Source organism: Acinetobacter sp. YH12252 (assembly GCF_013417365.1).
GTDB classification, from domain to species: Bacteria; Pseudomonadota; Gammaproteobacteria; order Pseudomonadales; family Moraxellaceae; genus Acinetobacter; species Acinetobacter towneri.
The window spans coordinates 1-21,668 of sequence record NZ_VPEA01000021.1 but is presented as its reverse complement, the minus strand read 5'-3'; the positions used below and the strand labels follow the sequence as shown (position 1 = coordinate 21,668).

The 21,668-nt window shown below is 40.3% G+C and carries 19 protein-coding genes, 4 pseudogenes and 1 other annotated feature; of the genes and pseudogenes, 10 read left to right on the top strand and 13 right to left on the bottom strand.

Annotated features, from left to right (window positions below; all coding sequences use genetic code 11):
• Positions 1 to 72: 72 nt before the first annotated feature.
• Positions 73 to 300, top strand: a pseudogene (locus tag FTV28_RS12740) (IS4 family transposase); the annotation flags it as partial.
• Between the two features lie 197 nt (positions 301 to 497).
• On the opposite strand, the gene FTV28_RS12735 reads toward FTV28_RS12740, so the two are convergent.
• The 6 genes and pseudogenes from FTV28_RS12735 to FTV28_RS12715 all read right to left on the bottom strand — a co-directional run bounded on the left by FTV28_RS12735 (position 498) and on the right by FTV28_RS12715 (position 6,388).
• Complete coding sequence (locus FTV28_RS12735; protein WP_109354582.1) at positions 498 to 1,178, bottom strand: LysR family substrate-binding domain-containing protein; 681 nt, start codon at positions 1,176 to 1,178, stop codon at positions 498 to 500.
• Between the two features lie 3 nt (positions 1,179 to 1,181).
• Positions 1,182 to 1,481, bottom strand: a pseudogene (locus FTV28_RS13680) (LysR family transcriptional regulator); the annotation flags it as partial.
• Between the two features lie 27 nt (positions 1,482 to 1,508).
• Entirely contained in the window at positions 1,509 to 2,723 is a 1,215-nt protein-coding gene (gene floR, locus FTV28_RS12730) for a chloramphenicol/florfenicol efflux MFS transporter FloR (RefSeq protein ID WP_000214122.1), read from the bottom strand.
• Between the two features lie 151 nt (positions 2,724 to 2,874).
• Positions 2,875 to 3,847: pseudogene (locus FTV28_RS12725) on the bottom strand (IS3 family transposase).
• Positions 3,442 to 3,558, bottom strand: a sequence feature (AL1L pseudoknot). Its footprint overlaps the pseudogene before it by 117 nt.
• Positions 3,848 to 4,029: 182 nt before the next feature.
• Positions 4,030 to 4,596, bottom strand: coding sequence for a recombinase family protein (locus tag FTV28_RS12720; protein ID WP_006581699.1), 567 nt, complete (start codon positions 4,594 to 4,596; stop codon positions 4,030 to 4,032).
• Between the two features lie 466 nt (positions 4,597 to 5,062).
• On the bottom strand, positions 5,063 to 6,388 hold the full coding sequence (locus FTV28_RS12715) for an ISNCY family transposase (protein ID WP_179989167.1): 1,326 nt from the start codon (positions 6,386 to 6,388) through the stop codon (positions 5,063 to 5,065).
• A gap of 168 nt (positions 6,389 to 6,556) precedes the next feature.
• Here FTV28_RS12715 and FTV28_RS12710 point away from each other — a divergent pair, with 168 nt between their 5' ends.
• Positions 6,557 to 7,639 carry a hypothetical protein gene (locus FTV28_RS12710; RefSeq protein ID WP_004969299.1) on the top strand — a complete coding sequence of 361 codons (1,083 nt, stop codon included), beginning with the start codon at positions 6,557 to 6,559 and terminating at the stop codon, positions 7,637 to 7,639.
• A 93-nt stretch (positions 7,640 to 7,732) separates the two neighbouring features.
• Here the strand turns inward: FTV28_RS12710 and FTV28_RS13640 are convergent, their stop codons facing one another.
• The gene (locus FTV28_RS13640) at positions 7,733 to 7,858 is read right to left on the bottom strand and encodes a hypothetical protein (protein ID WP_004969301.1); all 126 of its coding nucleotides are present in this window, start codon (positions 7,856 to 7,858) and stop codon (positions 7,733 to 7,735) included.
• A 216-nt stretch (positions 7,859 to 8,074) separates the two neighbouring features.
• Between FTV28_RS13640 and FTV28_RS12705 the strand changes: the two genes are divergently transcribed.
• Positions 8,075 to 8,371: a type II toxin-antitoxin system RelE/ParE family toxin gene (locus tag FTV28_RS12705; RefSeq protein ID WP_004647749.1), complete on the top strand. Its 297-nt coding sequence runs from the start codon at positions 8,075 to 8,077 to the stop codon at positions 8,369 to 8,371.
• A gap of 1 nt (position 8,372) precedes the next feature.
• The gene (locus tag FTV28_RS12700) at positions 8,373 to 8,663 is read left to right on the top strand and encodes an addiction module antidote protein (protein ID WP_004969304.1); all 291 of its coding nucleotides are present in this window, start codon (positions 8,373 to 8,375) and stop codon (positions 8,661 to 8,663) included.
• A 110-nt stretch (positions 8,664 to 8,773) separates the two neighbouring features.
• Here the strand turns inward: FTV28_RS12700 and FTV28_RS12695 are convergent, their stop codons facing one another.
• Together FTV28_RS12695 and FTV28_RS12690 are read right to left on the bottom strand one after the other, a co-directional pair.
• Positions 8,774 to 10,228, bottom strand: a complete 1,455-nt coding sequence (locus FTV28_RS12695; RefSeq protein WP_026438532.1) for a SulP family inorganic anion transporter — start codon at positions 10,226 to 10,228, stop codon at positions 8,774 to 8,776.
• A 249-nt stretch (positions 10,229 to 10,477) separates the two neighbouring features.
• A complete protein-coding gene (locus FTV28_RS12690) occupies positions 10,478 to 10,687 on the bottom strand; it encodes a hypothetical protein (protein WP_004976362.1) in 210 nt (69 codons plus the stop codon).
• Positions 10,688 to 10,936: 249 nt separating this feature from the next.
• Here FTV28_RS12690 and FTV28_RS12685 point away from each other — a divergent pair, with 249 nt between their 5' ends.
• The 3 genes from FTV28_RS12685 to FTV28_RS12675 all read left to right on the top strand — a co-directional run bounded on the left by FTV28_RS12685 (position 10,937) and on the right by FTV28_RS12675 (position 12,470).
• Positions 10,937 to 11,239, top strand: a complete 303-nt coding sequence (locus FTV28_RS12685; RefSeq protein WP_154320144.1) for a type II toxin-antitoxin system RelE/ParE family toxin — start codon at positions 10,937 to 10,939, stop codon at positions 11,237 to 11,239.
• The gene (locus tag FTV28_RS12680; protein WP_000985610.1) at positions 11,240 to 11,521 is read left to right on the top strand and encodes an addiction module antidote protein; all 282 of its coding nucleotides are present in this window, start codon (positions 11,240 to 11,242) and stop codon (positions 11,519 to 11,521) included. It abuts the gene before it with no gap.
• A 130-nt stretch (positions 11,522 to 11,651) separates the two neighbouring features.
• On the top strand, positions 11,652 to 12,470 hold the full coding sequence (locus FTV28_RS12675) for an AraC family transcriptional regulator (protein WP_179989168.1): 819 nt from the start codon (positions 11,652 to 11,654) through the stop codon (positions 12,468 to 12,470).
• 27 nt (positions 12,471 to 12,497) lie between these two features.
• Here FTV28_RS12675 and FTV28_RS12670 read toward each other — a convergent pair whose 3' ends face one another.
• Positions 12,498 to 13,094: a LysE family translocator gene (locus FTV28_RS12670; RefSeq protein WP_074163998.1), complete on the bottom strand. Its 597-nt coding sequence runs from the start codon at positions 13,092 to 13,094 to the stop codon at positions 12,498 to 12,500.
• A gap of 426 nt (positions 13,095 to 13,520) precedes the next feature.
• Between FTV28_RS12670 and FTV28_RS12665 the strand changes: the two genes are divergently transcribed.
• The 3 genes from FTV28_RS12665 (at position 13,521) to FTV28_RS12655 (ending at position 19,413) form a co-directional block, all read left to right on the top strand.
• Entirely contained in the window at positions 13,521 to 14,684 is a 1,164-nt protein-coding gene (locus FTV28_RS12665; RefSeq protein WP_032073150.1) for an efflux RND transporter periplasmic adaptor subunit, read from the top strand.
• Complete coding sequence (locus FTV28_RS12660) at positions 14,681 to 17,785, top strand: multidrug efflux RND transporter permease subunit (protein ID WP_270915313.1); 3,105 nt, start codon at positions 14,681 to 14,683, stop codon at positions 17,783 to 17,785. The genes FTV28_RS12665 and FTV28_RS12660 overlap by 4 nt, the downstream gene beginning before the upstream one ends.
• Positions 17,786 to 17,898: 113 nt before the next feature.
• Positions 17,899 to 19,413 carry an MFS transporter gene (locus tag FTV28_RS12655; RefSeq protein WP_032073148.1) on the top strand — a complete coding sequence of 505 codons (1,515 nt, stop codon included), beginning with the start codon at positions 17,899 to 17,901 and terminating at the stop codon, positions 19,411 to 19,413.
• A gap of 103 nt (positions 19,414 to 19,516) precedes the next feature.
• On the opposite strand, the gene adeS is transcribed toward FTV28_RS12655, so the two are convergent.
• From adeS to FTV28_RS12640, 3 genes and pseudogenes are all read right to left on the bottom strand, one after another.
• Positions 19,517 to 20,623, bottom strand: a complete 1,107-nt coding sequence (adeS, locus tag FTV28_RS12650; RefSeq protein ID WP_032073131.1) for a two-component sensor histidine kinase AdeS — start codon at positions 20,621 to 20,623, stop codon at positions 19,517 to 19,519.
• Positions 20,613 to 21,341, bottom strand: coding sequence for an efflux system response regulator transcription factor AdeR (adeR, locus tag FTV28_RS12645; protein WP_032073130.1), 729 nt, complete (start codon positions 21,339 to 21,341; stop codon positions 20,613 to 20,615). The genes adeS and adeR overlap by 11 nt, the downstream gene beginning before the upstream one ends.
• Positions 21,342 to 21,586: 245 nt before the next feature.
• Positions 21,587 to 21,668: pseudogene (locus FTV28_RS12640) on the bottom strand (IS1 family transposase); the annotation flags it as partial.

Sequence of the window (21,668 nt, the reverse complement as noted above, 5' to 3'; positions counted from 1 at the left end):
TCTCTGTACACGACAAAAATAGATAACTCATTGAAATAATGTCACAATAATTGTTTTCTAACGACGAATACTATGACACATCTCAATGAGTTATATCTTATCTTAAACAAATCTCTAAAATGGAACAAGTCACATTTAAAGTGCTTTGCGCTCATCATGCTTGTGATTATTTTAAAGCAAACATGTAATCTTTCTTCTGCATCTAAAGCCTTGCCCATCAAGTGTTTACCACAATCATTTTATCGACGTATGCAGCGCTTCTTTGCAGGTCAGTATTTTGATTATCGTCAAATTTCTCAGTGTCATCACCAGAACGATGGTGATGACTACGGCGATCTGACCCCAAAGGATTCGGCCTCCGCGCAATGCAGGCTCCAGTCGGCAAAAGAGACGGAGCCGATCAGAGAGTAGGCAAAATCGGGACGGGCAACAGGAAAGAGGATGCCGGAGGGCTGCCGGATACTATCGGCGGCAAATAGGATGGATCGCCTGTGCCGTTATCGTGCCGGTCGAGTGCCATCCAGGAAACGATTGGGCGAATCGCCGTCACGCTTCATTTTGCCTGCGAGGTTGAGTAGATTTTTCAGTGCGGAGTTGCGATTGAACGGCGACCAGACGGCTGTAAAGGCAACCGGCTCCGGTTCATCGAGGAAGGGCAGGAAGACGATGCCGGTCGTCGGCAACAATGACGTTGCCTCGCCGACGATAGTGATGCCGAAGCCTTGTCCGACCATAGATAGCAGCGTGTCGCGCCCCACATCAAAGCGCCGGATCGACGGTGCGGGCCAACGCCCGGCAAGGCGCAGCACGATATGGTCATGGACCTGCGGGCCGGTGCCACCATAGCGAACAATGAAAGTCTCGCCGACCAGATCGGACCAAGTGATTGCGGACTGCCCGGCGAGGCGATGCCCATCCGATAGCACGGCCACCAGCGGTTCGGTCCAGATCGGTCGGGTATGGCAGTCGGGCATCTCGGGCTTGCCCGCGACGAACACCACGTCGAGCTGGTCAGCACGAAGCTGCATCACCGCATCGCGGGCTGTGCCTTCGGTGATCTCAACCTCAATGCCCGTATGTTCTTCCCGATAATGACGGATCAGCTCCGTGAGAAAGCTGCGTGGGATTAAGGCATGGATGCCGATGCGAAGCCGGCCGTATTCTCCTTGAGCTGTCATGCCTGCGGTCTTCACTGCGTGATCGAGTTGATCGACACCCGCCGTGACACGCTCCATGAAGTGCCTGCCTGCGTCTGTTAGCCGAACGCCCCGCGCATGGCGCTCAAATAGCAGGACACCAAGGTTATCCTCCAGCGCTTTCACACGCGCGCTGACGCTCGACTGGCTGATACCAAGTGCCTTGGCCGCATGCCGAAAATTCAGATGCTCGGCGACGGCGATGAACTGAACAAGGGAAATGAGCGGTATCCTGCCAGACAGGATACCGACATTCACGAGGTTTCGATGGTTAGTGCGCCGCATCGGAGCGGGCCTGCTACCAGTCGTCGGTTAGACGACTGGCGACTTCTCGGTGGCAGCCCCACGGAGCCGAAGGAGCACCAGCCCCAACGAAACCAGTACCGCCATCGCCGTGGCGTAACAGATCACGGGCCACGCTGTGTCACCGTTTAAAAGTGCCACCGCCAATGTCCCGACAATGCTGACTATCAGGCTTTGAACGCAGAAGTAGAACGCGACCGCTGATCCCGCGATGTCGTCGAACTCTGCCAAAGCGCCGTTCGCGGTAACGGACACCGTGAAGACAATACCGACCGCGACAACCCACATCGGTAGGATGAAGGTGAGGAATGACGGCGAGCCGTAAAGTTCGCCGATCCCCAACAGGACCGCTCCGCAAACAAGCAACGCCATCCCACGCGCCACGCATCCTGCGATGCCCCATCTGGCGACAAAGGACTTCGCGAAACGGGTTGTCACGATCATTACAAGCGCGACAGTGGCGAAGGCAAAGCTGAATCCGATCTCGGAATATTCCGCTTGGCCTATGAGCACACGGGGAGCCGTCGAGAAGAAGACGAAGTAGGTGCCCATACCGGCGCTAAAGCCGACAGTGTAAACCCAAAAAGCCGGACTCGCGAAGATCGGCAAGACAGATCGGCGCGTCTTGACTTGATCCAGAGGGCGGGTTTCGTGCCACCTGAAACCCGCATTTAGGAGTGCGAGCATCGCCAGTATAGCCAAAGTAATGAATATCGCCTGCCATCCCAAGAACTCGCCGATCAATACTCCGGCGATAGGGCCGAGCGCAGGCACGAACGCCAGCATCGAACTGAAAAGGCCGTAGATGACGACACCCTCAGGACGGTTGGCATAAACGTCGCGAACCGTCGCGAACGTCGCCACCAGCATGGCCGACGCGCCCACTGCTTGAAGTAGACGGAAAGCGACAAAGGCCGGTGCAGTTGAAGACCAAGCTGCTCCCAGAGACGCAATGACGAAAGCCGTTGCGCCCGCAAGTAGAATTGGCCGTCGCCCGATTCTGTCTGAGAGCGGACCAAAAATCACCTGGCCCACGCCGAGCATCACCATATAGAGGCTCAACGTGAGTTGGATCATAGCGGGCGTCGTGTTCAGGATGCCGGGCATCGCTGGAACGACAGGGAGATAAATATCCATCGCCAGTGAAGCGAGGATGTCGAAAGGAGCCATCAGCAGCAGTGCTGCCGGCAGCGTATAGGCCCACGCGGGGCGTGTGGTGGTCATGACGAATCAACCCTCGATTAAGGAATACCGGGCGACGTCTGCTCGTCAGCAATCAGATGAGACTAGCCTTACAGAGCGCCGCAACAACAATACTGGTTGTTGCGGCTTACTTGTCTGCTGACTTGGAATTTCCCATCTGATTACTCCACGCTTACGAATATGAATTGCTACATTTTATCCGATTATCTTTTGCTTTGCAATGCGGCATGGGCGCACTCAGCGTTCCAGCCCCCTCTGCCGCCCTAAATGCTTGCTCCAATGCATCGAGCACCATATCTGTATTCATCCGTGTCGATACTTTCCATCCAACAATTGCTCGTGAGAACACATCAATAATAAATGCAGTATAAACCCAGCCTGAATTTGTTTGAATATACGTAAAGTCACTCACCCACAGTTGGTCAGGATGATCAGCAGTAAAATTACGTTTTACCAAGTCATCCGCTCGTTTTTGATCATCTCGGCTACGGGTGGTTTGTTTGTTCTTACCACGCCAAACACCTTTTATACCTAGCTTTTGCATTAATCGAGCAACAGTACAGCGCGCAATAATATAGCCTTCACGTTTCAGTTTTTGCCAGACTTTACGTACACCATACCGACCTGAACTTTCCTTCCAAATTCGTTTAATCTCCTCAGCATGATGCAAGTCATGTAAATCTCGCTTTGCTCGATGTTCTGGATTTTCACAGAGATCTAGAGTCCGGTAATAGGTTGAAGGTGCGATCGGTAAAATTCTACAAATCGCCTCGACTCCGTACAGCTCTTTATTATTATGGATAAAATCCACCATTATTTGTGTGGGCGGTCGAGCTCCGCCTGGGCGAAAAAAGCGGCTGCTTTACGTAGAATTTCATTGGCGCGTTGCAGTTCTTTATTTTCGCGTTCGAGTTGTTTGATACGTTCTTGGTCTGAAAGCTGCTGTACTTTAACTGGATTTTGTTTATCTAAATATTTTTGATACCAAACACGTAGTGTTTCAGGAGTACAACCCTTGCGCAGTATACTGCTCAGGGAGCAATAGCGGTGATCGCAGCCCAATTCGATGGATAATCTTTCTCGGATTCAATCAATAATTGAACCGCTCTTTCTCTGATTTCAGGGGTATATTTTACTTTTTTCATCGGGACATTCTCTCAGAAAGCTTGGTCTCCGACAAACCCGGTACGGTTCAAAAATCTTCCATTGATTTATTTATATCTGTTAAACCAGTCGCATTATGAAATGTAATATAAGTAGAAATTTCAGTATAAATGGTCATGATCTTTTCTAAATTTGAATATCTAAGCGTCTTCATTAATCAACCTTATTGATTATTAGTTTCTTCTTTTAAAGCTCTTTGTACTGTTGCTATCCCTACTTTAAACTTTTCTGCAACACCTCTAAATGTTGAATTTTCTTCAGCCATTGCTTTTCGTATTTCAACATAGTCAACCTTCCGCTTTCTTCCCTTATATAAGCCCTTCGCTTTGGCTTTTGCAATTCCTTCCTTTTGACGCTCACGGATCATGGAGCGTTCAAACTCTGCAAATGCAGCAAGCATCTGAAACATGAGTTTATTTATTGCCGATTGTGCTACATCATGACTGAAGGTCAAATTCTCTTTATGAAAAATAATGGTTATACCACGATCATTCAGACTATTCACAATTTCGTTCAGATCATTTGTATTACGTGCCAGACGATCAATACTATGAACATGCACCGTATCACCTTCACGCAGATAGTCGAGCATTGCATTTAACTGAGGACGTTCACGGCTACCACCGCTTGCCTTTTCAGTAAAGGTCTTATCCAGGCTGATTCCATCTAATTGACGTTCAGTATTTTGTTCAGTTGAACTGACTCGAATATATCCGACCTGATTAGGCATTCTGTACCGTTAGAGTTTAGATAATTAAATACATATTGTACCGAAATTAAATATTAAGTCTATAAATACGGTTTTTGAGTTGCTTTTTAAGACTTTATTTTGTTCCGTTAGGCTATACTCTATAGTTACATAATTCGTGATTTAAAGAGACCTAGAAAAAGAGAAATGGTATTTATTTGAGCTAATCAAAGTTGAGAAACTTTAGAATTCTTGCGTTAGTCAAATTTTAAGCAGCCAAAAGCTATATTTTATGAGGTTTTAGCCAATTCAAAAATTAGATAAACTATACTTTCGCAAGAGGTCTTTTGATTAAATAATAAGCGTGGAACGTGAAAAATCATAAAAAAAGCCCACCTTGGGGAAGATGGGCTATCAACTAGAAACTACAGCATTGATTTCTATAGAGAATTATAACGCTGTTATTCCTAAGTAGTAATGTCCTACCTTAAAACCAAATAGAAATGTCCTATACAGACATTTCCAAGTCAAGCACAGGATTCAGATTTCGTTCTTTGATTACTGTCTTCTGTGCACGTCTGCTTGGCATAGATTGAGAACGATTACGTTTGTTTTGCTGTTCCAATTCTTCATGCTGTTGTTGAATATGATTGAGAACTGCACCTAAACGTTTATTCTCAACAATCTCTCGCTGGTTAAGCTGACTTAATTTATCGAAGATGCTGTAATTGATTTTTCTTCCCTGATATTCAATCGCGACTGTACCATCCGGGTATTCCAGGAACTCAAGATACTTACTAATCAATCTTTGGTTTTCTTCCGTGTTTTCCAGGAGATATACGCATTTATCATAAGTAATCGTCAGGCTATTCGTGACTCTGCGGGGTTCACGCCAGGTAAAAATATCATCTAATTCTTCGGCTGTTTCAGTGACAGTCCGGTGTAGATCCTTGGGATTAAAGGCCATCTTGGCAAACTTCTGATTGAATTGCTCAATGAAGCAGGGTAGCCAGGCATTCGCTTGTTCAATCGAACAGATGCCTTCCAGGCGCATTTCTTTGATCAGACGGTCCTGAAGCGTTCTATTGGCTCGTTCTACACGGCCTTTGGCCTGTGGTGAATTAGCGAAGATAATATCGATATTCAGGGTGCTGAGTACGCGCCCAAATTGCGTAATCTTGGTGTCTTTCTTGCTGCTTTGATTCACCCTGAAGACTGAATGTTTATCGCTGTAGAAGGCTAAAGGCTTACCATGCTGCTCAACATACAAACGTGTTGAAATCATATAGTCAAAGGCTGATTCTGACTCACAGAAGCGTAAGTGCTGCAATTTTCCTGTGGCGTCATCGATAAACACCAATAGACAGCATTTAGGGGCTCTTCCTTCAAACCAGTCATGATGTGAGCCATCAATTTGGATCAGTTCACCATAACAGTCCCGGTTATAACGAGGCTGATATGGGCGTTTCAGGCGTTTGGAGCGAGGAATCCATAAATCGGCTGCAATCATCCAGGAACGCAGGGTTTCCACTGAAATATCGAATCCATGAATGGTAGTCAGCTTTTCATGCGCTAAAGTGGGTCCGAAACCATGGAATTGCTCAGCAACCATATTGAGGCACTTGAGCCTGAGTTCTTCAGGAAGCCTGGAATTGCTGGTTTGACCACGACCGGCATGGGCTAATGCAGCTGGGCCTTGAGCTTTGTATTTTTGCAGTAAACGCCTGATCTGACGTTCTGAAATATGAAGTAGCTGAGCAGCCTGGGATTGAGTTATGCGTTGATCGCAGATTTCCTGCACGACCGACAATCGTTTAAGTTCTTTATCCGACATAGACACCAACATATCAAACCGTCCGCTTCGATAATCGCAAAAGCGCATATTCTAAAAGCGGACATTTTTACTTTGGAGAAACCGGACATTTCTATTTTGGAGTTACAAACGCATTTCGTATAAGGTGTATTATGTTAATTTTAGATTTTTTAAAAAATTAGGGCATCCATGAATCCTTTAGAATTCTACTGTTTAATATTGAAAAATATGGATAAAAACCTGGCTAAGAAACTAGGTAAAATTGAGAAAAAATATACTAATGTTCCATTTAAAAATGATGAAATAGCTAAAGTTAAAATTAAATCCGAATTTGCTTCAGAAATGGGGTTTTTCGTACTTAATTCAGCAACTTCTTTAGCTGTAGATGAAGAAAACTATAATTTTGCATACTGCTTAAAAATCTTAGAACTATATCCAATTAAGAATAACGATTTTTTTTATTGGAATGAGCATATAAAGCTATTTTCAGAATTAGAAAAAAATAATTTTTTATATGAAGATGTCTGCAAACTACATGATTTTCTGGTAAATAACTTTAGCTTTAACGGTGATTTAAAGAATATTATTAGTCATGAGATGCTTAGAAATTCTGGCGTCAATATACTGCTAATTTTAATTCACTTAGATCATTTAATTTCTAAGAAGTGGGGATTCCAATCAATCTCACTAAACCAAGCATTAAAGTTTAAGTTTAAAAATAAACGACCATACTTCCCATCAAAAACTTTTACAGATTTTCTTTTATTTATCTTAAAGATAAATGCAAAGTTTGAAGCAACAAAAGGACATAAAGTCGAGATTCTGAAGACTATTCCTCCAACTAATGGTTTTGAGCAATGGTTAGATCCTTCTCTCGAAGATGAACAAATTAAAGAATTTATACAACTAATTAAAAAAGTTAGAGAAAACAGAAGACTATGCTACTTGAATGAAGTCTATGAGTTCCTAGGTCTACCTTATGGTGAGTTTAAAAATGATGAAATTTATGAACAAGTCTCAGAAGAGAATTATTTATTCCTGAAAAATGAACTTCCAGAAGATAAGTGGTTTGAAAGTATTAATGCCATAGCTGGCCTATGGTTAATATATTTTTGGCAAGACTTTTATTATAAACATTTTCAAAAAACAGCCAGCGTTTCTACGTTAGCTACATCAGAAGATTTTATCGTGATATGGGAAGCCTTCCTGAAGAAATATCCTTCAGAAGGCCAATATCTTTGGCCTTCTGAATTGATATTACAAGATAAATAAATTTTTATTTACGAGGTGGATTATTGTCTCGGCCACCACCTGATGGATTTCCAGTAGTACTAGGCCAACCTGCTGTGCTCATAGTTTTCATCCTTATTTAGATTTCGTAGGTTTATGATTAGGATTCAATTGTCGGCTACGGTTGTCCTGATTCTGCGCATGTTGAATATTATTAGGATTTTTTACTGTAGCACGTTGATCATTCGCTGTTTGTGTCATTGCTTTCTCCTTAAAATGTTTGAACATCTGACAAGGAAAGTATGGCTTCAAAAAAATATGCATCTTGCCTGAAAAACAGTAAAAAAGTTTAAATTTTAACCAAAAAAATTATGTATTTAACATAATGGTGTTATACGAAATTAATGGATGTTCGTATAAATTACTTGCATATTGTATTCGATCGAATACAATATAGTGAGAAGATAAGGAATCCTCATGATTGAAATTAAACGTCTTCCAGAATTTGATGAATGGTTGGATGGCATTAAAGACAATATGACCCGTATCCGCCTGAATCGTCGATTAGATAAGGTTCAACGTGGAAACTGGGGAGACATTAAACCTCTCCAAGATGGCGTTTGGGAAATGAGAGAATTCTTCGGTTCTGGATGGAGGATGTATTACATCCAACATGGTGACGTTGTGATTGTAATGCTTGGTGGTGGAGATAAATCAACTCAACAACAAGACATCGATCGGGCAGTCAAACTATCGAAAACATTGGAGGATTAAAATGGTTAAAGTCGCTGATTTACCAAGTTTTGATATGGCTGAGTCGCTCAAAACTGAAGAAGACATTGTGATGTATCTCAATATGGTTCTTGAAGAAAATGATCCAGCTGAATTAGCCCATGCACTTGGTGTTATTGCTAAAGCTCGTGGCATGACTCAAATCGCTAAAGAAGCAGGGATTGGGCGTGAAGCACTCTACAAAGCCCTACGTCAGGATTCAGCACCACGTTTTGATACGATTAATCGTGTAGTAAATGCTTTAGGCTTAAAACTCACAGTACAACACGCTTAAAACTTTAAAAATATAGTAAAAATGGGAGCTAAAGGCTCCCATTTTTAGATTCGTATAAGGTGTATTATGTTAATTTTAGAAATTCTATATAAATATAGAATTTTTAAAACTTAAATTCTGGCATGTGTCCCATACTTATCAATCATGATCGAACTGGCTTCATTTAGACCACGTACTGTGACATTCGCACCATTCTTTTGAAATTTATTTACAACAGAATCAAGCATGGCGACTGATGTTACATCCCAAATGTGAGAATGGGTCAAATCAATAATCACCTCCTTTACATCCTCTTTAAAGTCAAAACCTTGCATGAATTTTTCAGAAGAACTAAAGAAGATCTGACCTCTCAACTCATATAAACGGGCCATTCCTTCAAAAGATGCTGTCACCTGGATATCATTTTCAAGTTTATTCGCCAGGAACAAGGCTGAAAGTAATACGCCTGTTAACACACCCAAAGCCAGGTTATGCGTAGCAACAACTACAATCACCGTCGCAATCATGACGATATTACTACTCTTAGGATTATCTTTTAACTGAGTGACAGAACTCCATTCAAAGGTACTGATAGAGACCATTATCATTACCGCTACCAATGCAGCCATTGGAATCACTTTGAGCCAGTCGCTGATAAATACAACCAGAATAAGAAGAAAAATGCCCGCAGAGAATGTTGATAAGCGTGTAAGGCCACCTGATTTTACGTTAATCATAGATTGACCAATCATTGCACAACCGGCCATGCCACCCATAAAGCCAGAAGCAATATTCGCAATCCCTTGTCCCTTACATTCCTGATATTTATCACTTGGCGTATCAGTCATTTCATCCACGATAGTTGCTGTCATCATCGATTCAAGTAAACCTACAGCCGCCAGTGCGACTGAATAAGGCAAAATAATCATCAATGTTTCAATATTCAAAGGAATATCTGGAATCAAGAACATTGGAAGTGTGTCAGGTAAAGACCCCATATCGCCCACGGTCCGTACATCAATTCCTAAAGCGATTGCCAATAATGTGATTGCAATGATGCAGACTAGTGGAGAAGGGAGTAATTTTCCTAATTTGGGAACCAGAGGGAATAGATAAATAATTGCTAAACCTAAAGCAACAAAAGCATATACATGCCAGGTCACATTAATCAGTTCAGGCAATTGAGCCATGAAAATTAAGATCGCTAACGCATTTACGAATCCAATAACCACAGATTTAGATACAAACCGCATTAACTTGGCGAGCTTTAAATAGCCTGCCAATATTTGAATCACGCCTGTCAAAATTGTTGCTGCCAGCAGATATTCAAGCCCATGCTCTTTGACCAATGTGACCATAAGCAGCGCCATTGCACCAGTGGCTGCTGAAATCATGGCAGGACGACCACCTACGAAAGAAATCACGACGGCAATACAGAAGGATGCGTATAGACCAACTTTAGGATCTACACCTGCAATAATTGAAAATGCGATGGCTTCAGGGATGAGTGCAAGACCGACGACTAATCCGGCAAGTACATCCCCACGGATGTTAGAGAACCACTGTTCTCGGACATTAGATAACATAAACATAGCCTGTTTTTTAATTTTTCAGATAGGCTAGTGATGTGATATATACAACACACAAACGACTACACCACATCACTAGACAGTGATGAGTTATTTACAGATTTAAGACGATAAATAAACTTAAGGTGGCGTAAGTGTCATAAGATGAAAGAACGTTTTAGAGTAAAAAAATCAGGACAAGGGTAACAGCTAGGTACTTTTTTATAAAGCCTGGATGTTATATCCAAGCTTTGTTTAATCGGTATTTTATGAAGCTTTTGGCTCCCCAAGTAATTGACCTATTTCCAAACGTGTATAGCCACGTTCTTTAAAAATCAAAACAATAGCCTGTTTATAATCTTCAGAAGTAGAAGTCTTATACTTAGTTATCAGTTGATTTTCAGAATTCAGCTCAAGATCATTTTTGATGGTCAATACTTCGCTAGAGATCTTGTTAAAGATATTTAGGTTAAACATACAGGCACTCGTCATCCGTATTATAGCGGCCCGACTATAACGAATACCTGTCTTAGCTACGCTAGACACCCTTGGCCGCAAGGATTACAAATTAAGAAAAATTCCGCAAGTTTTTGTCTATTGAAAGAATAAATAATCTCCCAACTGCTATCTATTTAACATAATGGTGGTTATACGAAATTCTGTTGTAGCCCCATACATTCAAGTTTATTTCTTGCATGAATGTATCCTATAGGATACATTACTCTTATGTACTCAATATATACCACTGAAGTCTTTGATGACTGGTTTACTAAGTTAAAAGACCTGCAGGCAAAAAGACGTATACAAGTCCGAATTGATCGGGTTGAAGATGGAAACTTTGGAGATACTGAACCAGTAGGTGAAGGTGTTTCTGAATTACGTTTCTTCTTTGGACCTGGCTACAGGATCTATTACTGTAAGCAAGGGCAAAGGGTCGTTATTCTTTTAGCAGGCGGAGACAAGTCTACGCAAAGTAAAGATATAAAACTTGCCCTACAATTAGCACAAGATTTAGAGGAGGAGCTGTAAATGGCTATCAAACTTCGCAAATGGGACAGTGCTGAACATCTTAAAACAGAAGAAGATATGCAAGCTTACCTACAAGCCTGTATCGATGAATCTAATGGTGATGCGGCATTCATTGCAAAAGCTTTAGGTAATATTGCTAAAGCTAAAGGAATGGCTCAATTATCAAGAGACACTGGTTTAGGTCGAGAAAGTCTTTATAAAGCACTTTCTGGCGATGTAAATCCAAGCTTTGATACTGTTATTAAAGTCGTAAAAGCACTGAATTTACGCTTAGCAATTTAAAAAAAACTAGTAAAAAAGGGAGCTTTAAGCTCCATTTTTCATTTCAACTTCGTATAACGTGTATTATGTTAATTTTAGGAAAAGTGAAAAATAATCTACAATAGAATCTACGAAAAATTGGCCATCAATTATGCCTGATTTCTCCAGTGGAAATAATTGGATTGTGAGATCCCCCACTCAAAATCATAAATTAGAAAGAATTGAAGCATTTCTTTCCAATTATGCTTATAAACCTCACCGACATGATACTTATGCTATTGGCAGGACTCTTTCCGGAGTTCAAAACTTTCATTACAAAGGTACATTGCAACATAGCTTGCCAGGCATGACTATGGTTCTACACCCGGATGAAAAGCATGATGGTGAATCAGGAACATTAGATGGCTATCGCTATAGAATGATTTACATCGAACCAGCGATGATCCAAACCATTTTAAAGGGTAAACCTTTGCCTTTTATCAGACATGGCTTAAGTAATGATATTCGCCTGTTTAGGGCAATGGATAGCTTTCTAAATAATATAAATAATTATATGGATACCCTAGAAGAGGAAGATGCTCTATTTGATTTGGCAACTACACAGTGTGAAATTTCAGATACTTCATCTAACCAAAACAAAAAATTTGACTACAAGGCAGCAGAGAGAGCGCGTGAGTGTATTTTGGCGTATCCACATGAAAACTTAAGTTTGTCAGATTTAGAGAAACATGCTGATCGTGACCGCTGGAGCCTTTCTCGTGATTTCCGATTATTATTTGGAACTAGCCCACACCGTTATATGATCATGCGTCGCTTAGAAACAGTTAAGTTCTACCTTGCTCAAGGGGAGTCTATTGTTAATGCTGCTTTAAATGCAGGCTTTTTTGATCAGAGTCATATGACCAGACATTTTATAAAAACATTTGGTTTAACTCCCACTCAATGGAAAATGATAAATATTAAAAGATAGCCGTTCGATTTGAACGGCTAATTTGTCCTACAGCAGATTTATTCCATTAAGAAAATCTTTGAACATAAAAAGCCCTGATAAAATCAAGAGTATACCCATCAGCTTATTTAGCCGATTAAACCAGATAGGATTAGCAATTTTGTTGCCTAATACTTTTCCAACCAGAGCATAGGTGAATGGTGCGCCAACAGCACCAAGTGAAATCAGTAAAGAAACTATCAAGATCATGATTCCTGTGATTTTGGCTGCAGGGTACATAATTGTCGTAACAGGTAGAATGACGAGAATGGCTTTTGGATTTAATAACTGAATAAATAAGCCATTTAAGAATGTTAGATGGCTTTCTTGCTGTTGAGTTGTTTCTACATTCGCCCTAATCATTTTTATAGCCAAGTAGAATGTATAAATTGCACCCGCTAAAGCAATATAATGAATCAATCCATGTGGAATAACAGCTTCACCTATATAGCCAAACAATACGAATAAGATCAACATGGCGAAACCAATGCCTAGGTAAAATCCTATAGTCTTTTTTAATTGACCTGTAAGGCCAGAATTTAGCCCCATAAAATTTACAGGGCCTGGGCTATACATAACGCTTAATGTATAAAGAAATATTTCCACAGAGTTCACTCAATTAGATAGCAATAAACATCAAAGAGAGAACGGTATCGAGTTATAGGCCTTAAAGATTGTACGTTTGTGCTGAACTAATTAAAAATTTCTATTTAACTTATGTTCACCTAAAGTTCACTTCATAAGTGTATAAAGAAACTATGTATTGTATTTTCAATTGCTTATATAAATATTAGTCTTGGTTTAGAATTTTAAAGTTCATGAACTATGAGAAAAAACTAAGATACGATCAAAATTGTAGAACAACAAAATTATTTATACTAATTTACAAGCCACGCTGTTTAAGCGTGTCATTAAAAAATAAATCTTTTAATCTCTCCACACAATCTCCACACAATCTCCACACAACATCAGCAATTCATAAACACTGCTATTTCAAAATAGTAGTATCTAAAACCCCCCCTCTGAAAAAGCATGTCAACACATTATCATTTAATAGGTTCAATACTTATTACAACTGTACTTTTAATCGGCTGTACACAAGCCAAAGATGCTGAACAGTCCCCAACAGAAATGCCACCAGCGGTTGTCAGTACCATCACGGTATTACCGCATTCCATGAATTTAATTGAAAATCTTCCAGGCCGTGTTGTCGCTTACCGTATTGCTGAAATTCGCCCGCAAGTAGGTGGAATTGTTGATAAAGTACTTTTTAAGCAAGGCTCTTATGTGCAAGCAGGTCAACCGCTTTTTAAATTGAATTCTGAAATATTTCAGGCAGATGTAAAAAGCAATCAAGCCACTTTAAACCGTGCACAAGCTGAGGTGACACGTTTGCAGGTGCTGTTAAAACGCTACACTGAATTAGTAAAAGTAAATGCGGTTAGTCAGCAGGAATACAACAATACCGAAGCAGATTATCAAAAAGCAAAAGCCGATGTGGCGCAAATGCAAGCCATGTTAAGCAGACAACAACTTAATCTTAAATATGCGACTGTTACAGCCCCTATCTCGGGAACGATTGGTGAAATCTTAGTGACTGAGGGTGCATTAGTTGGTCAAGGTGATACTAATGCAATGGCCGTAATACAACAGATTAATAAAGTCTATGTTGATGTAAAGCAATCAATTAGTGATTATGAAAAACTACAGGAAGCTTTACAGCAAGGTGACGTGTCAAATACCAAACATACGGTTGAAATCCTAAATAGTCAGGGTAAACCTTATAACGTTACAGGTGAAATCCTATTTTCGGATACTAAAGTTGATCCTGATACGGGTGATGTCACAATCCGTATTTTAGCCAATAATGAAAATCAAAAACTTTTGCCAGGCATGTATGTTCGAGTCAATATGAGCCGAGCTCAAGTTGAAAATGCGCTCCTAGTTCCAGAACAAGCGATTCAACATGATATTAGTGGTAAAGCCAATGTTACGATTGTTAATCAAAAAGGTTTAGCGCAAAGCAAGCCTGTTCAGCTTGGTCAACGTTATCAAAATAACTATGTGATCAAACAAGGGTTACAAGCAGGTGAGAAAGTCATTGTTGAAGGGGCTGATCGTATACAGCCTGAGCAAAAATTAAAAATTAAGCAGTGGCAACCTACAAATATTAAGGAAAATGGAGGACAGCAATAATGTCCCAATTTTTCATTAGGCGTCCTATTTTTGCATGGGTGATTGCTTTATTTATTATTCTGTTGGGTGTACTAAGCATCCCCAAGTTACCTATTGCACGATTCCCAAGTGTTGCGCCACCACAGATTAGTATTACGGCAATCTATCCAGGTGCTACGCCAAAAACATTGAATGATAGTGTTGTGACCTTGATTGAGCGGGAAATGTCAGGTGTCAAAAACTTACTTTATTACAGTTCAAGTTCAGATAGTTCTGGAACAGCAACAATCACCGCAACATTTAAACCAGGTACAGATGTAGAACTTGCACAAATTGATGTGCAAAACAAAATTAAAGCCATTGAGTCACGCTTACCTCAAACAGTGCGACAACAAGGGCTGATGGTCGATGCTGCGTCGTCTGGTTTTTTAATGATGGTGGGCTTAAGTTCACCGAATGGCAAATATAGTGAAATTGATGTCAGTGACTATATGACTCGCTATGTGATTGAAGAATTAAAGCGGGTTGACGGTGTTGGTAAAGTCCAAAATTTTGGTGCTGAAAAAGCCATGCGGATTTGGGTCGATCCAGATCGTTTGGTTTCTTATGGATTGAGTATTCAAGATGTGAATACAGCCATCCAAAACCAAAACTTGCCGATATCACCAGGTCGTATTGGTGATGTTCCTGCTTTGACGGGGCAACAAATTACTATTCCTTTAACTGCTCAAGGTCAATTAGAAACTGTAGAGCAATTCAAGAAAATTAGTTTACGTGCTCAACAAAATGGCGCCAATGTTCGACTGTCGGATGTCGCTCGTGTCGAAATCGGGGCACAGATGTATAACTTTGCGATTTTAGAAAATGGCAAAGCCTCTACAGCTGTGGCGATACAAATGAGTCCTGGTGCCAACGCTGTCAAGACTGCAGAAGGTGTTAAAGCGAAAATTGAACAGTTAGGTTCAGCACTGCCTGATGGTATGAAATTCTCTATACCTTACGACACTGCACCTTTTGTAAAAATCTCGATTGAAAAAGTAATCATGACATTGCTTGAAGCTATGGCATTAGTTTTTATTGTCATGTTTATCTTTTTACACAATGTTCGATACACCTTAATTCCGGCGATTGTTGCACCGATTGCATTGCTTGGCACATTCTCAGTCATGCTGCTTGCTGGTTTTTCGATTAATGTGCTGACCATGTTCGGTATGGTGCTTGCGATCGGGATTATTGTCGATGATGCGATTGTGGTCATTGAGAATGTTGAACGCATTATGGCGACAGAAGGCTTATCTCCAGTTGAAGCCACATCTAAAGCCATGAAGGAAATTACCAATCCGATTATTGGCATCACCTTAGTGTTAGCCGCTGTATTCTTGCCGATGGCATTGGCGTCAGGCTCAGTGGGGATTATCTATCGTCAGTTCACCATTACCATGTCGGTTTCAATTTTATTCTCAGCTTTCCTTGCACTGACATTAACCCCTGCGTTATGTGCAACGATGTTAAAACCGATTGATCAAGACCATCAGAAAAAGGGTGTTTTTGCATCGTTTGATCGCAGTTTTGAGAAGCTGAACAATCGCTATGAACGCAGTTTATTTAAAGTAATTAAACATAAAACCCTCGCAATGTTATGTTTCTTAGGCATTGTCATTGTGCTGATTTTTAGTTTTAAACACGTTCCGACTGCGTTTATGCCAGAAGAAGATCAGGGGTGGTTTATGACTTCGATTCAACTTCCTGCGGATGCAACTCAAGAACGTACCCGTAAAGTCGTTGCTGAGTTTCAAAATTATTTAGACCAAGAAACGGGGATTAAAGACAATATGGCGGTCTTAGGTTTTGGTTTTAGTGGATCTGGTCAGAATACAGCGATGTATTTTACCAATCTATTGCCATTCGAAGAGCGTACTATTACGGCACAAGAAGTCGTGAATAATGCCAATATAGCGATGGCTGAAAGTTCAGAAGGTCAAACCATGTCTGTGTTACCACCAGCAATTGATGAATTGGGTAACTCATCTGGTTTTTCACTGAGATTATTAGATCGTGGCAATATTGGCATGCCTGCTTTAAGAGAAGCACAAGATCAGCTTTTAGCATTAGCAGCACAAAGTAAAATCGTGGCGGAGGTCTATCCTGAAGGTTTGCCAGATGGCAGTTCTGTACAGCTTAAAATTGATAGAGATAAATTGCAGGCATTAGGTGTTAATTTCAGTGATGTGACCGATATTATTTCAACCTCAATGGGTTCGATGTATATCAATGATTTTCCAAATCATGACCGTATGCAGCAAGTCATTGTGCAACTTGATGCCAAATCACGCATGAGTATTGAAGATATTCTTCAGATTAAGGTGAACAGTCAAAGCGGTAAATTGGTTTCAATGTCTGAAATAATTACTCCAATTTGGCAACATTCCCCACAACAATACAATCGTTACAACGGTCGTCCATCATTGAGTATTTCTGGCAGTCCAGCAGCAGGTATATCTTCAGGACAAGCCATGACTGAGATGGAAAATTTGATTGAACAACTTCCGAAAGGTGTGGGTTATGAGTGGACTGGGATTTCTCTAGAAGAAAAACAGTCGGAATCACAAACCTTGTTTTTATTACTGTTGTCGATGTTAGTCGTTTTCCTTGTCTTGGCAGCGCTTTATGAAAGCTGGTCAATTCCATTCTCTGTGATGCTAGTTGTCCCTCTAGGGTTGATTGGCGCCTTTTTAGCAGTAATGTTACGTGGTATGCCAAATGATATTTTCTTTAAGGTCGGCATGATCACGATTATTGGTCTATCTGCAAAGAATGCTATTTTGATTGTTGAGTTTGCAAAAGCACTAAGAGAAGAAGGAATGGGTTTAGTGGAGGCAACCGTTGCAGCCGCTAAATTGCGCTTACGTCCAATCCTAATGACATCTTTGGCATTTACCTGTGGCGTTATTCCTTTAGTCATTGCCAGTGGCGCTAGTTCTGAAACTCAAAAAGCGATTGGTACAGGCGTCTTTGGCGGCATGATCAGCGCAACAATTCTAGCTGTTATTTTTGTACCGATTTTCTTTATTGTCGTCATGAGCATGGTTGAGAAATTCTCGAAACGTAAAGCGGCACATTAAGCATCAAAACTGAGAATAAAAGCTGTGGGTTAACGAGTTTAGCCCACAACAAATCTTTCATTTACATCTTTATTTCAGAATTGATTTAATAAACCATCAATATAGGTTTAATCATGAAAGCTACCAATCTTGATCCGAAACGCTGGTGGATATTGCTCGCTGTCGTGCTTGCATTTCTGCCGATTGTGATTGATATGACTGTACTGCATGTTGCGGTTCCCTCATTAACCCAATCGCTGAGTGCCACAAGTAACCAAGTCTTATGGATTATTGATATTTATCCATTACTTATGGCTGGACTTTTAGTTCCGATGGGAACTTTGGCTGATCGTGTCGGCAATCGTAAGATTCTGCTGATTGGCTTGGTTATATTTGGAATTGCCTCAGTCCTTGCGGCATTTTCCCAAACGGCTTCTATGCTGATTGCCGCACGTGCTTTATTAGCATTAGGCGGTGCCATGATTATGCCCTGTGTATTGGGTATTATTCGCAGAACCTTCGAAGACAGTCGCGAACGTGCCATTGCGCTGGGTATTTGGGGCACAATCGGATCAGCCGGTGCCGCCATTGGACCGCTCATTGGTGGGGGATTGTTAGAATATTTCTGGTGGGGTTCAGTTTTCCTGATTAACGTCCCAATCATGCTGGTTGTCGCACCAATGTGCTATTTCTTATTGTCCCGAAAAGAAGCTATAACCCCTGGACATTGGGCATTTGGTCAAGCGCTATTGCTGATTGTCGGTTTGATTTCGTTTGTATATGCACTAAAAGCAGGCTTAGGCGGTAAACAGTCGTTGTTGATTGTCTTGCCTTTGGTCGTTTTATCTATCGGCTTATTAACCATATTTGTACGCAAACAGCTGAATTCTCCTCAGCCGATGCTAGATCTTTCGCTATTTTCACGTCCTGCTATTTTAGCCGGCATTATTATGGCAATGGTTGCTGCAGGCGCTTTGGCAGGGGTTGAGTTAACTTTGGCAATGGAGCTGCAATATGTCATTCGTTTAACACCGCTGCAAGCCGGTCTTTTTATGGTTCCGATTATGGTTGCGGCCGCTATTGGCGGGCCTATTGCTGGTTTTTTATCCAATAAATTTGGACTCCGTCTGGTTGCGACCATGTCATTAATATTGGCAGCAATTGCGTTGGTCAGTTTGAGTTATTCAGATTTTCATCATCCGGGAATCATCGTTCCCTTTATTTTAGCTTCGATTGGATTAACACTGAGTATTGGTTTAACAGCTTCATCCATTGCGATCATGGGCTCAGTACCTGCAGAAAAGGGCGGTGCGGCAGGTTCACTTGAAAGTACAGGTTATGAACTGGGTACAGGACTAGGTATTACTTTATTTGGTGTTTTCATGGCCTATATATTTGGCAGTCATCTTCAAGTGCCGTCAGATTTAACTGCTGTTTTAGCAGAAAAAGCCAGACTTTCGATTGGTGATACCTATTTAGTGGCGAGCCAGTTACCCGTTGAACAAGGTACAGCATTGATTAACGCAGGTAAAATTGCCTTCAGTTCAGCTCATGTTAATTTATTATTAACAGCAGGGATTATCATCGGGATACTCTCCATTGTGGTATTTTTTATGCTAGCTAAATATCGAGATGAGAATTCATTGTGATGAAATTTATTTGAGGATCATCAAACAGAATGGTTAAGTTCAGACATCAATTTATCTTAAATTTATGGTTTAAATTAAGCCGTATTAATCTGAACTTAACACATTATAAATGAGTTGATGTCTTACGATTTAGTTGAATAGTAAAACAGCTGCCACCTAAGTTTTTGGATTTAGAATAATAAATATGACCTTGGTGTGCTTCAATAATTGCATCAATCACTGCCAAGCCTAATCCAGTACCGCCATCTAGACATGATCTAGAGTCTTCCAGTCGATAGAAGGGTTTGAACAGGTGTTTAAGATGCGATTCATCAATACCAGGACCTTCATCTTCAAACGTCAATACCCAATGTTCTGCTGTGGTTACAGATGTAATATTTATTTTTCCAGCATTCGAATATCTTAGAAAGTTAGAGAACAATGCAATAAAGACCTGTTCCATCCTTCTTATATCAACGCAAACCAATTTATCCGTCAAATTTAAAACAATAGTTAAACCTTTAACATGAAACCGTTCATTAAACATCTGCAGACATTTTTCAATACTATTTTTTAAATTGGTCTTTTCTAGTTCTAATCGTAATTGTTTATTTTCAATAAGTGTCAGTGTCCGTAAATCTTCCACAAGGTAAGATAAGCCTTCGACTTGGTTCAATAAGCTTAGGTGTAAAGCTTTATCGGCAATAAATATACCATCGACAATACCTTGCAAGCGACCTTGTAATATTGTCACAGGTGTTCGTAATTCATGTGCAATTGCAGCATTCCAAACAGTTGAATTCTTAACTGATACTTCAAGTTGGTTTGCCATTTCATTGAAGTTCTCAATAAGAGACTTGATTTCATGTGGAATATCATGATGTGGCTGTTTAATTCTGAGTGCTAAATTGCCTTGTTGAATTTGTTGAATAACATCTGCTAAATCACTAATTGGCTGTGTATAGCGTTTTCCATATTTAAAGGCGAGGATAGTAGAAAGAAAAAAGCCTGTTAATAGCACTAAAAACAGCCAGATAAAGTCAACGGAGGTAACTGAAAATTCATTTGAATTAATAACTTGTGTATTTAGAAAACCTATTTTTATCGCCCAGCTATAAACAAAATAGCCAATCATGAAAGATAACAGCGTAATGCCTAAATTGAATAGGCTCATCATGATAATAAACTGGAAGTTAATTCCAACAGAATTTTTAAAAAAGTTAAATTTCATGATTTTGATCTAAGCGATACCCCACGCCACGGACATTGATTAATAAGCCATTTACATCATTTTCTTCAAGTTTTTTGCGTAATTTGCTGATATGGCTATCTACAGTGCGATCTAAAGCATCACTTTCAGGCATACAGTTTTGGATCAATTCATTACGTGTAAAGACTTTATTCGGTGTTTTTGCCATCAAAAACAGTATCTTATACTCAGTTAACGTAAGGTTGAGCAACTGATTTCTTTGACCATTTGAAATGTAAACTTGATGATGATCTGGATTAATTTCAATATTTCTATAACGAATAATATTAGTTATTTCCATATTTTGGCTTGTACTTCGTCTAAGTACGGCTTGTATTCGTGCAATCACTTCGTTTGGGTTAAATGGCTTAATAATAAAGTCATCAGCACCCATTTTTAGCCCCATGATCTTATTCACTTGATCATCTAAGGCAGTCAGCATAATGACAGGTAAATGACTTGTTTGACGGATGATTTGTAGAATTTCCCAGCCATTTAGTTTGGGTAATTTAATATCAAGGAGAATCAGGTCGATAGAGTTGGCTTTTAGGCACTCTAAAGCTTGTTGTCCATCCAATGCACGGATGACCTGCATGTTTTCATTTTTTATGTATTTTTCAAGAATGTCACCAATATCATAATCATCTTCTACAACGAGAATGACGCTGTTTTCGAAGCTGTGCTGTAGATTTGGATACATATATTTTATCTTAGATGAAGTAGCTATGCATTTTAACATTTAATTGTGTAATGGAGATGATTAGACGAGCAGTCATTTATATTTGTAATTGAGGGGTGACATATAATAAAATTCGTTGCATATCAGTATTAATGAACAAAATGTCAATTATCATTCATTTAACATAATGGCTGTTATACGAAACAGAGATGTAACTCCAAAATAAAAATGTCCGGTTTCTCCGAGGTAAAATATGACTTTTGAACAAAAATAAGCCATTGTTTATTCTTTTTATTTCCAACAAAATTCCAGAACTCATCTACTTCGAGAGATTCATAATGACTTTGC